A 12914-nucleotide genomic window follows, 5' to 3' on the forward strand; every position below is an offset into this window, starting at 1 on the left:
AAAAGGCGCCGAAAGGCGCCTTTTTCTTTCGCAGGCTGATGTGGTCACATCGATGATGCCGTCGACGGTGAAGCCGGTATCGCCATCTGAAGCTCGGCCTGACGGCCCAGCCTTGTCATCCATTCCGTAAATTGCGGGTTGCGTTCGATCTGGCGGCCGTAATGCCTGCGCAATGCGTCGGTCAGTTCGCCTTTACGCCCAAGCTGCTCGTCGGCAAAGCCGATCATCTGTGAATTCGGCCAGGCCTGCGGGCGAATGGCGACAAGGCGCGCAAAAAGGTTTTCAGCGTTTTCGTCGGGATTGCCCTGCGCCATGAGCGAAACCATGGCCGCCGTCGAACGCGACACGCCCATATGGCAATGGACCAGCAGGTGGCGCGGCGCTTCCCCGTTCTGTGCAGCGAGGAAGTCCGAGCCGAACTGGAGGATCGAGCTCATATGATCCGGCGTTGGCATTGTGTGATTGTCGGCGGCATTGATGATGTCGTGAAAGCGCAACGTCACGCGATGATGCTGCTCGAAAGTCTGAAACGCATCCAGTTCGGGAAGGTCTGGATCGACCAGCGACAGAACATGGGTGACCTTTCGCGCTCGCTGCCCGGCCAGTTCCTCAATCCCGCACACCGTCAGCTGCGGGGCAAATTGCACGCTCATGCCAGTCTCCTTGAATTCCATTTATGCCGCCTGCCTTGATGACCCTATGATGGTGTCAATCAGTCCACGGGATTGGAGCATTTTCTTGACGCTCAATCCAGCTTCTATCCGGGGCTCCCATGGCGTGAGCAGTAGCGGGGACAACCCCCCGGGCTTGCAGCTCGGGGCTTTTACAATTCTCGGCGGAGCCTAAAGCATGTCTCCCAAAAGTGGGAACCGGTTTTGGGATAAAGACATGCACGAAAGCTTAAAGCGTGTTTTGTGAATATGATAAATGCGACACGCTTTAGCTCGCTGAATCAGGAATTCCCCACGGGCAACTGGTTCAGCAAGGCAAACAGAATGGCCGACAGAATTGCGGCAGCGGGAACCGTTACCACCCAGGCTGCGGCAATCGTCAGCGCGTGAGAACGGCGAACCAGCTTGCGGCGGCGACGCTCTTCAACCGGGATGGATTCAAGCGGCAGGGCCTGGCGCGCCTTTTTCAGCCGGCGTTCCGTATCCCATTCGCGAAAGAATCCGACGCCGAAGATCGCACCAATGGCGATGTGGGTTGAACTGACCGGCAATCCCAGCCAACTGGCGAGAATGACGGTGATCGCGGCGGAAAGCGACACGCAATAGGCCCGCATCGGGTTCAGCTTGGTGATCTGATTGCCAACCATCCGGATGAGCTTCGGACCGAACAGGCACAGGCCGAACGAAATGCCACAAGCGCCGATCAGCATGACCCAGAGCGGAATCTCGACACCGTCAATCAACGTGCCCGTCTGCGATGTCTGAACAATCGCCGCAAGCGGACCGACCGCATTGGCCACGTCATTTGCACCATGGGCGAAGCTAAGCAACGCCGCCGAAACAACCAGCGGAATGCTGAACAGGACTTTCAGCGATTTGTTGCGGTTTTCGAGCCCCTGCGACTGGCGGCGAATGACCGGGATCAAGGTTAGCCAGCTTGCAAGCCCGAAAGCCAGCCCGATGGCGAGAGCGACCTCGATCGATACATCGACCAGCTGCTTCAGCCCCTTCATGATCAGATAGGTTGCAAAGGTGCCAGCCATCAGACCGACAAGAATGGGCACCCAAACGCGGGCAGCGGCAATCTTATCCGCGCGGTAGACGATACGGGCTTTGATCAGCCAGAGAAAACCGGCGGCTATGATCGCACCCAGCACCGGCGAGATAACCCAGCTTGCCGCGATTGCGGCCATCTGCGACCAGTTCACCGCTCCAAAGCCAGCCGCAACGATACCCGCCCCGACGACGCCTCCGACAACCGCATGGGTGGTTGAAACGGGAGCGCCGATCCAGGTGGCAAGATTGACCCAGAGCGCCGAGGCGAGCAACGCCGCCATCATCGCCCAGATGAACATGACCGGGGTTGCGAGCGTATCGGGCGCAATGATGCCGGTCGCCACCGTCGAGACGACATCGGCCCCGGCAATGAGCGCACCCGCACTTTCAAAAATGGCAGCAATCGCAATCGCACCGCCCATGCTCAGCGCATTGGCCCCGACAGCGGGTCCCATATTGTTGGCAACGTCATTGGCGCCGATATTCAACGCCATGTAAGCGCCGAAGACGGCTGCGGCGACAACGATGAACATCTGGCTGGAATGACCCAGCAGCATCGCCGCTCCAAGCCCGGCAAGCATGATGAATACAAGAGCGATGCCGGGCGCCACGAGCGGACGGGAGACGTAGCTCGCCGCCGTTTCCAGCTTGACGAAGCGGCCAAGGTCGCGATCAAGAGTCTCCAGATGCCGAGCTTCGAGATCTTCGTTTGCCATGATTTACTCTTGATTTCTTACGCAGCGCACCGGGTTACGCGGTCGCGGGGGGATTGATCCATTACAGGAATGTGACAGGTGTTTAAATGCGGCCATTTTCAAAAGTCAATGATTCGAGTCTGGGCCGTTTGCAAGGAATCCAGTCTCCCCAGGCTTCTGCCATCGGCGCTCGTTCGGTTTCCCAATCCTGTCACCCGTTCATTCAGATCAGCGGGGATAACGGCCCGGACGTTCCGCAGTGCGATGGCGATCGATAATCATGGAGGATGATGTGGACGGACGCAGACAGGTCGTTCGGGCATCCTGGGAACGATATGCTTCGGTCTTGCGCGGGAAGGGGAAGCCGGAACTAATTTGATGCACGACCTTGTTTTGAACAAGATGTGCGCCTATATGGCTGTCATAGGCATTGCTTAAGAGCGCTGGAACGCGTCTGTCGCTCGCAATAGCCTTCATCGCTTGATGCTTTTGACCACGGATGTACTGGCACTGGTAGTAAAGCGATGATCAGGAAGGTCGGTGCGTTTTCGCCCCGGCCTTTTTTGTTGTTTGCGGTTTTCCGAGAAACCCAACCACCGGCCCGCTGAATTCCTCCACCGGGCCGTTCGTCTGGAAATCAGGCAGCGAGTGCTTCGTCTTCCGAGGTCGGGACTTCAGAAATCGTCTTCAGGACCTGCGAAGCGATCTGGTATGGGCAGCCCTGTGAATTCGGGCGGCGATCTTCGAGATAACCGCGATATCCATCCCTCACGAAGGAGTGTGGAACGCGGATCGAGGCGCCGCGGTCGGCAACGCCATAGGAGAACTTGTTCCACGGAGCGGTTTCGTGCTTGCCGGTCAGGCGCATGTGGTTGTCCGGGCCGTAAACGTCGATATGGTCCTGCAAATTCTTCTCGAACTGCGCCATGAGGGCTTCGAAATAATCCTTGCCGCCCACTTCACGCATGTATCTGGTCGAGAAGTTGCAGTGCATGCCCGAGCCGTTCCAGTCGGTATCGCCGAGCGGCTTGCAGTGGAACTCGATGTCGATTTCGTACTGCTCGCAAAGACGAAGCAGGAGGTAACGGGCGATCCACATCTGGTCTGCGGCGTTTTTAGAACCCTTGCCGAAAATCTGGAATTCCCACTGGCCCTTGGCCACTTCCGCATTGATGCCTTCGTGATTGATGCCCGCATCCAGGCAGAGATCGAGATGCTCCTCGACGATCTTGCGGGCGATGGAACCGACATTCTTGTAGCCGACGCCGGTGTAATACGGTCCTTGCGGGGCGGGGAAACCCTGTTCCGGGAAGCCGAGCGGACGACCGTCCTTGTAGAAGAAATATTCCTGCTCGAAGCCGAACCATGCATCATCGTCTTCAAGGACGGTTGCACGGCTGTTGGACGGATGCGGCGTGATGCCATCCGGCATCATGACTTCGCACATCACGAGAGCGCCGTTCTTGCGGGCAGGATCGGGATAGATCGCGACCGGCTTCAACACGCAATCCGAGCTGCGGCCTTCAGCCTGCATCGTGGAAGAACCATCGAAACCCCAGAGCGGCAGTTGGTCGAGCGTCGGGAAAGCATCGAATTCCTTGATCTGCGTCTTGCCGCGCAGTCCGGCAGCAGGGGTGCATCCATCGAGCCAAATGTATTCGAGCTTGTACTTGGTCATCGGCTAGTCTCTCTGTCATCCTCGGTTGATCGATCACCACAAGTCATGCGGTGTCGCGCGGCTCGGTGTTCGATTTTAGAGAAGCAAGGACCGTGCCAGTCTTGCGATGCCGGTGGTTTCGAGGCGACAAAGGCATAAGGCAACGGGCGAATGGCTACCGCTCAGCGGGAATCTGCTCAAAAAACAGGCAATGGATCAGAATTTCATCACGTGCTGGATGCAGGTTTCATCAGACCAGTATCTTCGCCTGAAATGCAGGAGCAAAAGCTCCGAGTTTCAAAGGCATAAAGCAAAATCGAACAGGCGGACAGAATAAGTCGTTGGACGCTCCCGCCACCATTCTCCACCTTGTTCTCAAACAAAAGGGGAGTGACTGATGGCACGTCTGATCAACAGAAAATCGGCTTTTCTGGCGAGTTTAGCGTTGAGTGTTTCGGCTCTGACTGTTTTCGCAGCCAATGCTGCGGAAATTACCGTAATGGGTTATCGCGGCGCATTTCAGGACAATTACGTCAAGGCCGTCATCGAACCGTTCCAGAAGGAACATCCCGACATCAAGGTCACTTATTACGGGGTGCAGAATGCAGCGACATCGCTTGGCAACATGCGTGCCCAGAAGTCCTCGCCGCAGACGGATGCGGTAATCTACGATCTCTCGGTCGCCAAGATAGCCGATGAGGAAGGGCTGGTTGAAAAGCTCGACCCAGCGACGCTCAAAAATTATGCGGATGTGGCTAAGCTCGGCAAGGAACTCGCCGGCGCTGCAATTCCAATCACATATGACACGCTTTCGCTGCTTTATAATCATGATGCATTTGGGCAAGGTGCGCCGGATAGCTGGGAAGCGCTCTGGGACAAGCAGCAAAGCGGCAAGGTCATCATCCCGGCGCAGGGCGGTGGCGATATTCAGGCCATCCTGCTTACGATCATTGCAAACCGGCTTGCCGGTGAAGGCGATTATACGAAGACCGTAAAGCCCGGCGTAGACAAGCTGGTGGAACTGGCGCCTGCCGTACAGACGTGGGAACCGAAGCCCGATGCCTATACGCTGGTTGCAAACGGAACGGCGACCCTCTCCATCGGTTATAATGCGCGTGCGCAGTTCTATTATGATCAGACTGGCGGAAAGCTTCAGTCGGTCGGGCCGAAGGAAGGCACGGCTGCGCAGGTGAATGTGATCAGCGCCATTGCCAACGGCAAGAACATGGATGCAACCAGGACCTTCATCGATTACGCGATAAGCCCCGAGGCGCAGGCCCGTTTCGCCGAGATCATGTTCTATGCGCCATCGAACACGAAAGCGGCTGTGAACGACGCAACGAAAAAGCGCATCCCGTACATGGATACGGCTCAACGCGAGAAGCTCATTCCGGTCGACTGGATGACTATCGGCGATATGCGCGACAAGTTGCTCAATCCCTGGCGGCGCCAGATCATTCCGGCTGGTCGTTAAACCTACCTCACCCTGAAATTTACGCTTCCGCCCCGTTTTTTCGGGGCGGCACCGAACCCTTGCAGGTTTCGATATGGCAGCAGAAAGCTCATTTCTACAGTTGAAAGCCCTCACCAAGCTTTACGGTAACAATTACCGGGCAGTGGACGATCTTCATCTCGATCTTCCCCGCGGAAAACTGCTCGGTCTCCTCGGCCCGTCCGGTTGCGGCAAGACCACGACATTACGCATGATTGCGGGTCTCGCATCGATTTCGGACGGCAACATCCTGATCGATGGCAACGATATTTCGCATAGGCCGCCCCATCAGCGCGATATCGGTCTGGTTTTCCAGAACTATGCCCTGTTCCCGCATATGACGGTGGCCGAGAATGTCGCTTTCGGCCTCGATATGCGCAAGGTTGCCAAGGCTGAGGCGAAGAAGCGGGTGGAAGAAGCACTCGAAATGGTGCGGCTTCCCGGCTATGGCTCGCGCAAGCCCAAGGAAATGTCCGGCGGCCAGCAGCAGCGCGTGGCGCTTGCGCGCGCGCTGGTCATTCGTCCGCGTATTCTTCTGCTCGATGAGCCCCTGTCCAATCTGGATGCGAAGCTGCGCGACGACATGCGGATCGAAATCCGCGAGATTCAGAAACGCCTCGATATCACCACGGTCTTCGTCACGCATGATCAGGTAGAAGCGCTGACAATGTGCGATGTCGTGGGCGTTATGGATAGCGGCAGGCTGGCGCAACTTGGTTCGCCGGAAGAAATCTATGAAAAGCCATCCTCGCTGTTCGTCGCCAAATTCGTCGGTCGCGCCAATGTCCACAATTGCGAGATCCTCGACGAAAATGTCTGCCGTCTCGGCAGCGCCGCCTATCGCTGCAACACGCATGGAAAGTCACGCGGGTCCGGGCAGATCGCCATTCGTCCGCATCGCATCAATCTCACGCCCAACCGCGATCGCAATCTTGTTAGCGTCGTAACCAACAGCGCGCACGGCGTGGTTGAGCGTACGACCTATATCGGCGACATCGTTCAATACGACATCGAGATCGAGGGCGCCTGCCTGAAAGTTGAAGTGCCGACCGCCAGCGCGGGACATGCATTCCATACCGGTGACCGGCTGCTGTGCGAATGGAAACCAGAAGATATGCTGGTTTTCGGGAGCTGACGTCATGACAGCGATCACATCAACCGGCATCATCCCGGCAAAGCCGTCGAGACGCAGGCGTTACGGTCTCGTCGCCGTTGCGCTTCTTCTGCCGATGGCCTTGATCAATCTCATCGCCTTTATCGCGCCGGTTGCGCATCTGGCGCAGATATCTTTCCTGCAAAGCGAGAGCGGCGGTGTCCTGACAGACCGCTATACGTTCGAAAACTACATCAACTTCTTCACCGACAGCTTCAACTGGGGGCTTGTGTTCAACTCGCTCTGGCTGAGCGCATTCATCACGCTGGCAACGCTCGTCTGCGCCTATCCGATTGCGCTTTTCCTGCACCGTGTTTCACCCGTATGGCGCAACTTTCTTTTCGTGGTGACGGTCTCGCCGCTGCTCGTCAGCAGCGTGGTGCGCACCTATGGCTGGATGGTGCTTCTAGGGGATCAGGGGCTCGTCAACGGAGCCTTGATGAACCTCGGCGTCATTTCCTCCCCCATCAGGCTCGTCAACAATACGCTTGGTGTGTTCATCGGCATGGTGGAAATCCTGATCCCCTACATGGCGCTGTCGCTGATTGCCGGTTTCGGGCGCCTGAACGCTTCGCTTGAGGAGGCTGCGGCATCCCTCGGCGCCAATGCCTTCACCCGGTTTCGCCGCATCATCCTGCCGCTCACCTTGCCGGGTATCGCGCTTGGCTGCCTGCTTTGCTTCGTGCTGGCAATCAGTTCCTTCATCACGCCCAAACTGCTTGGCGGGGGGCGCGTGTTCCTGCTGGCGACGGAAATCTACGATCAGGCCGTGATCCAGCTTGAATGGCCGCGGGCCGCCGCAACCTCCGTCATTGTCCTGATCATCTTCGGCCTCGCTCTGATGGTCTATTCCCGTATCGCACGTCGCATCGACTGACCGGCAAGGAGAAATGAGATGATCGGTTCAACTTCATTGCCATTCCGCCTTCTGGTCGGCCTGCTTTACCTGTTCCTGCTGGCCCCCATTCTGGTGGTGGTGCCGTTATCGTTCAGCAACGATAACTATCTGACGTTTCCGCCGCAGAGCTGGGGCGTGCGGTGGTATGCGGAAATGCTGCACCATGAAACGCTCATCCAGGCGTTCTGGATCAGCCTTGGCATTGCATCGGTCGTTACCGTCCTGTCGCTTCTGGCGGGTATCCCGGCAGCCTATGCGATCCGCCGTTATCAGTTCCGTGGACGCGAAGCGGTGCTGAACCTCTTTACCGCGCCGCTGCTTCTGCCATCCATCGTGCTGGGCCTCGCCATTCTGTTGGTCTTCGTGCGGCTGGAACTTCTCGGCACATTTACAGGTCTTGTGATCGCCCATCTGATCGTGACGACCCCTTACGTCATCCGCATCATGATAACCGCGTTCTCCACCTTGCCTCCATCGGTCGAAGAGGCCGCCACGATGCTGGGTGCGTCCCCGTTCACGGTGTTCCGTCGCATCACACTGCCATTGATGATGCCGGGTCTGGTGGCAAGTGCGGCTTTGTCCTTCCTCCTGTCCTTCGATGAGGTGGTGATCTCGCTCTTCATCACCGGGCCACGCATGACGACGCTGCCGGTCGAAATCTTCAATTATGTCGAAAGCCGCACCGATCCGATGACCGCTTCCATCTCGGTCGTGCTGATCGCGGCGACGCTGCTCATCATCTTCGTCATCGAACGCACACTCGGATTGTCACGCACAATCGGCAAATAACCTCCCAACTGAAAGTGACTTCAAGCATGGAAAATATCGCCCTCTGGATGTCGCAACCGCATTTCAGCTATCTCGAAATTGCCCGGACCTGCGGCTTCTCGTCCTTCGTCCTCGAACTCGAGCACGGAACCTTCGACCTGTCGACACTGGACCAATTTCTGGCCTTTACCAAGGCGCAGGGTCTTTCCACCCTGACCAAGGTGCTGGCGCCGACGCCAGAAGCCATTCAGCAGGCGCTGGACTTCGGATCGGATGGCGTCATCGTTCCGCATATTCTGGGCGTGGAACATGCACAGCAGGTTACGAAAGCGGCAAAATATCCGCTGGTCGGCACGCGCTCTTATACTGGCGGCCGCATTTTCGGTTATGCCCGCCCGGCCACCGATGCCTTCGAGAAAGAGAACAAGCGCACCAAATGCTTCGCCATGATCGAGACGGCGGAAAGTCTTGCCGATGTCGAGAAGATCATTGCGCTCGATACGGTTGACGGCTTGTTTCCCGGCCCTTCGGATCTGGCGCTTGCGCGGGGGCGGGGAGCCTACGCTTTCAATGATGACGACAAGGCCGACCTGCGCCGCTGCGCGGCTGCTGCACGCGCTGCCGGGAAGCCGTGGATCATGCCCGCCTGGACCGAAGCCGAACGGCGCTTCGCGCAGGACGAGGGCGCCGCGATGCTGGTCGTCGCCACCCAGAACATGACGCTTCGCCAGGGCATGGTCTCGACCGTAAACATGCTGAAAAGCGAAGCCCTGGTTGCCTGACTGAACTGATTACTAACCCATTCGCTGGAGGAAAAAATGAAGATCACCCTGATCCAAACGAGCCCGCAGGCCGACAAGGCCGAAAACCTGCGCATTACGCGGGGATTGATGGAAGATGCCGTGCGCACGGATTCTCCGGACCTAATCGTGCTGCCCGAATATTTCGAATATTACGGCGGTACTTCGGAAGAAAAACTTGCGGCAGCCGAGAGCGTTCCCGGTGGTCCTGCCTACAAAATGGCGCAGGACTTTGCCCGTGAGCACAAAGTCTTTGTCCATGCCGGTACCCTGATGGAAAAGGTTCCGAACGAAAAGCGCATCTACAATTCCACTTTCGTATTCAATCGCGAAGGCCAGGAGATCGCGCATTATCGCAAGATCCATATGTTCGACATCGTCGGGCCGGACGGGACGGCCTATAAGGAATCCGCCACCGTCAAGCCGGGCGAGAATGTCGTCGTCTATGACCTCGACGGGTTCAAGATCGGCTGCGCGATCTGCTACGACATCCGCTTTGCCGAACTTTATCTGGAGCTGGAAAAGGCCGGTGCCGATGTGATCGTTCTTCCCGCCGCATTCACGTTGCAGACCGGCAAGGATCACTGGGAGGTGCTGGCGCGGGCCCGTGCCATCGAAACCCAGACCTATTTCGCGGCCTGCGGCCAGACCGGCAGCACCGTTTCCAACGGCGAACGGCGTCATACCTATGGTCACTCGCTGGTCTGCGATCCGTGGGGTCATGTGGTGGCGCGCGCCTCCGATGGTGTCGGCTTCGTGACGGCCCGCATCGAGCGTGCCCAGATCGAACGTGTGCGTTCACTCATCCCGATGGTCAGCCATCGCCGCATCGGCAAGCAGTTGCAGGCCTGCGCATAGGAGGCGCCTTATGTATACGATCAACCCCATGCCGGAGCAGATAGCTGAAAGCGATCTCAAGCTCCTGTCGGGCGTCGAAACAGCCACCGTCGGACACTGGCGTTTCTTCGGCTTCATGCACCGTTCCATCCAGCCGCTCCTCCCGAAGCGCCGCGTGGTGGGCACCGCCGTCACCATCGCCATACCGGGTCCGGATTCCACCTTGCTTCACCACGTAACCGGAATGCTTCGCCCCGGCGATATTCTGGTGGTGGACCGGATGGGGGACGACCGCTATGCGTGTTGGGGCGGCGGTGTGACCATCGCGGCGAAGGCGGCGGGGGCCGTCGCCGGCATTGTGGATGGCCCCTGCACGGACCTGACGGAAATCGAGGATTCCGATTTTCCGATGTGGGCCAGGGGCATCTCGCCCATCACCACCCGGCTCTATGATCTGGGTGGCGGCATCAACATTCCGGTCTCCTGCGGCGGTGTCGTCGTCAATCCGGGTGATGCCATTCTGGCCGATGAGAGCGGTGTTCTCGTCCTGCCGCGTGACGAAGTGAACGCGGTCGCCTCGCGTGCGCTGGACATACAGGACAAGGGCAAGGCACGCGAAGCTTCCGTAAAGACCGGTCTCAAGCTGGGTGACGTTTCAGGCGCAACCAGGAAAATCCTCGCTCACGCGGAAGGCTGATCTGACAGGGCCGGTTTTGGCCGGCCCTGTCGTTTGTGGGATTGAATATGACTATTTGCTTATTTTCATCCCGCAAGTGTCTTAGAAGGAAAGGACGAATCTGGCTGCCCGGAGCGCAATAAGGGACTTCAAGAAACGCGCGCGGGTAACTGAAATGGGAAGGGACATGCCGGTCCATGAATATCCGTTTTCTGGAAACGGTGATCTGGTTGTCGGAACTGCGTAATTTCCGGGCGACGGCGGCTCGCCTCAACATGACGCCGGCGGCAATATCCAATCGTATCGGCGCCATGGAACAGGAACTCGGTTTCCGGCTTTTCGACCGCGACGCGCGCGACGTCAACCTGACGGCGGAGGGCGAAGCTTTTGTCGAGGGCGCGCGCGATGTCGTGCGGCGTTACCATGATCTGGTGGAAAGCCTGAGCCCGCAAAACGGGCTCGAAGGAACGCTGAAGATCGGCATCGTTCCAAGCCTTGCCATGACCATATTGCCGGGTATTCTCGATATTGTGCGCCAGCGTTATCCGAAGATACGCATCTCGATCACAACCTCATCTTCGAAGGGGGTCGTGCAGAAGCTGGAGCAACGGGAGCTCGATATCGTTTTCGCGATCAAGCCCGAACCGACGCCCAATCTGCGTATTGTCGACATATGCACGTTCGGCATGTTCTGGATATCGCGCAGCAACCAGTTTCCGGGCGGTGCGGAAGATGTTCTGTCGCGCGATGATCTACTGGGCCGCAATCTCATTTCCTATGAGAGCGGCTCCTATAATTATCAGCAGATCATCAATTACTTCACCGAGGAGCGGTTGAAAGACGCAACTGTCCACTATTCCAACTCGCTCACCACGACGATCAACATGATTTCGGCGGGCGTCGGTATTTCCGTCATTCCCCCCGTGGTGATCCAGAAAGAGCTTCGGACGGGCGAGCTTCAGGTGTTGAATACCAACGCCGCTTTCCCCGCGACCAGCTATAGCGCTATCTATCTCGAAAGCGCGGCGACACGCCTGATCACGCTTGTGGCCAATATCGCCCGCGAAGCCGGGCGCAATTTCAGCGGCAATTTCAGCGATAGTCTCGCCTATCAGGATTAAACGCGCTTCGGCCCCAATGGATTTCATCCACGCAACAGAGGTTGACGGTTTATTCGGCGACCCGATGCTGCGTACTCGCATTCCGCATATCGTCCAGCTGCCGCAACGAGGAAAACAACGACTCCCGATCCCGGAGATGTTCTTCATAGAGTGACAGGAAAATGGAGTTCGTCGTCACGTGCGGTCCGGGCGCGGACCGAGCGCGGCGCAGGCTGCTATTCGCCTTGCGCTTGGCGTCTTCGACTTTCGCTTGCAATTCCCGAAGCATGCCAGAATTGCCAAAAGCATGAAAACCGGCTTCCGGTGCGACTGTATTGGGTGTCGAGTGGATCATGGTCTGCATCTCCGATGGCAAGATATAGAGCTGATCGTGGCGTCCGTTTATGATAGAATCGTGGTGTAAACCGTACGAAATTACATTCTTGTCGTGGTATGTTTCGGGCGCAGTTTTTAAGACCAATTCCATTTCTTGCTGGAGAATTTTTAGCACCGCAAGCGTCCGGGAAACGAGGCATTTAATGCCAAAACCTCGGGGGAACAAGGAAAAAACTCACGGTCCAGCTGTAACCGAACAGATTTCAGGCCGTATGGCTCGAAGGGGTATCAATCAGCGTCGTGATTCATGAAAGGGAGCATATCGACCGTGTCGAGGGTCGTGGGCTCGACGGGTTCCCCGTCCGGCTTTGCAAAAACAATCACCCACAAGCAGTAGATTAGAAATACCGCCACACCAATCGCTAGCAGGCTGACAAATATGAGTGGCCAATCGAACATGCCTCATACCTTGACGCAGTTTGGGCGCTAACTCAACCGTGTTAAATTTGGCGCGCACGAACGGAGCTGCGTCCAAGGGGCACACTCTCGAAGCGATCCCGGTCAGCTGGTTCACTTCTTATGGGTTTCGATCCAGGTAATACCGAAAACGACAGCGCTGACGGCCAGGATCGCTACGATCTCAATCCAAAAAATCAACTGCATGGCCATGTCCTCCAGCATGGTTAACAAAAACCTAACGAAAAGGTTCATTCACGCTGAGTGACCGAGTCTACGCCGTCGTTGCCGGCGGGCGGCCCCGACAGGAGGCGCTGTG

General features: G+C 57.3%; 12 protein-coding genes. 8 read left to right on the forward strand and 4 right to left on the reverse strand.

The features are described from left to right. Positions 1-44: 44 nt before the first annotated feature. The 3 genes from JNC63_RS20620 to JNC63_RS20630 all read right to left on the reverse strand — a co-directional run bounded on the left by JNC63_RS20620 (position 45) and on the right by JNC63_RS20630 (position 4100). Positions 45-653, reverse strand: a complete 609-nt coding sequence (locus JNC63_RS20620) for a tyrosine phosphatase family protein (RefSeq protein ID WP_031346241.1) — start codon at positions 651-653, stop codon at positions 45-47. Between the two features lie 299 nt (positions 654-952). Next, positions 953-2443 (reverse strand): inorganic phosphate transporter, encoded by a 1491-nt coding sequence (locus tag JNC63_RS20625; RefSeq protein ID WP_006470055.1) that lies wholly within the window; start codon positions 2441-2443, stop codon positions 953-955. 616 nt (positions 2444-3059) lie between these two features. Then, a complete protein-coding gene (locus tag JNC63_RS20630; protein WP_006470057.1) occupies positions 3060-4100 on the reverse strand; it encodes a glutamine synthetase beta-grasp domain-containing protein in 1041 nt (346 codons plus the stop codon). Between the two features lie 376 nt (positions 4101-4476). On the opposite strand from JNC63_RS20630, the gene JNC63_RS20635 reads away from it, so the two are divergent. The 8 genes from JNC63_RS20635 (at position 4477) to JNC63_RS20670 (ending at position 11824) form a co-directional block, all read left to right on the forward strand. Then, complete coding sequence (locus JNC63_RS20635) at positions 4477-5553, forward strand: extracellular solute-binding protein (protein WP_006470059.1); 1077 nt, start codon at positions 4477-4479, stop codon at positions 5551-5553. 73 nt (positions 5554-5626) lie between these two features. Continuing rightward, positions 5627-6706 (forward strand): ABC transporter ATP-binding protein, encoded by a 1080-nt coding sequence (locus JNC63_RS20640; RefSeq protein WP_006470060.1) that lies wholly within the window; start codon positions 5627-5629, stop codon positions 6704-6706. A 4-nt stretch (positions 6707-6710) separates the two neighbouring features. After that, positions 6711-7601 (forward strand): ABC transporter permease, encoded by an 891-nt coding sequence (locus tag JNC63_RS20645; RefSeq protein WP_006471844.1) that lies wholly within the window; start codon positions 6711-6713, stop codon positions 7599-7601. 18 nt (positions 7602-7619) lie between these two features. Further along, positions 7620-8411 carry an ABC transporter permease gene (locus JNC63_RS20650; protein ID WP_006470062.1) on the forward strand — a complete coding sequence of 264 codons (792 nt, stop codon included), beginning with the start codon at positions 7620-7622 and terminating at the stop codon, positions 8409-8411. Positions 8412-8437: 26 nt separating this feature from the next. Beyond that, positions 8438-9172, forward strand: a complete 735-nt coding sequence (locus tag JNC63_RS20655) for an HpcH/HpaI aldolase family protein (protein WP_006471845.1) — start codon at positions 8438-8440, stop codon at positions 9170-9172. A gap of 36 nt (positions 9173-9208) precedes the next feature. Further along, positions 9209-10048, forward strand: coding sequence for a carbon-nitrogen hydrolase family protein (locus JNC63_RS20660; protein WP_006471846.1), 840 nt, complete (start codon positions 9209-9211; stop codon positions 10046-10048). Positions 10049-10058: 10 nt separating this feature from the next. Next, positions 10059-10724 (forward strand): RraA family protein, encoded by a 666-nt coding sequence (locus JNC63_RS20665; RefSeq protein WP_006470064.1) that lies wholly within the window; start codon positions 10059-10061, stop codon positions 10722-10724. A 176-nt stretch (positions 10725-10900) separates the two neighbouring features. Further along, positions 10901-11824: a LysR family transcriptional regulator gene (locus JNC63_RS20670; RefSeq protein WP_006470065.1), complete on the forward strand. Its 924-nt coding sequence runs from the start codon at positions 10901-10903 to the stop codon at positions 11822-11824. 49 nt (positions 11825-11873) lie between these two features. Here the strand turns inward: JNC63_RS20670 and JNC63_RS20675 are convergent, their stop codons facing one another. After that, complete coding sequence (locus JNC63_RS20675; protein ID WP_235691723.1) at positions 11874-12314, reverse strand: hypothetical protein; 441 nt, start codon at positions 12312-12314, stop codon at positions 11874-11876. Between the last annotated feature and the right edge of the window lie 600 nt (positions 12315-12914).

Origin of the sequence: Brucella ciceri (assembly GCF_041930145.1) — a bacterium.
In the GTDB taxonomy this organism is placed as follows: Bacteria; Pseudomonadota; Alphaproteobacteria; order Rhizobiales; family Rhizobiaceae; genus Brucella; species Brucella intermedia.